Origin of the sequence: Mesorhizobium norvegicum (assembly GCF_004919685.1) — a bacterium.
GTDB classification, from domain to species: domain Bacteria; phylum Pseudomonadota; class Alphaproteobacteria; order Rhizobiales; family Rhizobiaceae; genus Mesorhizobium; species Mesorhizobium norvegicum.
In genome coordinates, this window is the sequence record NZ_SMYZ01000249.1 from 1 (window position 1) to 252 (window position 252).

The 252-nt window shown below is 67.9% G+C and carries 1 pseudogene; it reads right to left on the bottom strand.

Annotation, left to right across the window (positions count from 1 at the left end):
• Nucleotides 1–130, bottom strand: a pseudogene (locus tag FCU66_RS42495) (ArsR family transcriptional regulator); the annotation flags it as partial.
• Nucleotides 131–252 lie beyond the last annotated feature (122 nt).

Genomic DNA, 252 nt, shown 5'->3' on the forward strand with positions numbered 1-252 from the left:
GGTGGAACGCCTCGGCCAGCTCGGTGATCGACGCGTCGGCCCGTCCGAGCCGCTCCAGGACACCCCGTCGGGTGGCATCCGAGAGCGCCGCGAACGAGGCGTCGAGTCGGGCATCCGAAAACTGAACCATCTGGTTCAGTATCGCACCACCGATCACCGGATGCAAGCCCTCGCGTCAGGGCGATAGGTGGTTCGGGCTATCGAGGGTCGTCGGGTGGGTCGTCGAGCCAGCGGATGGCCGGGACCTCCAGC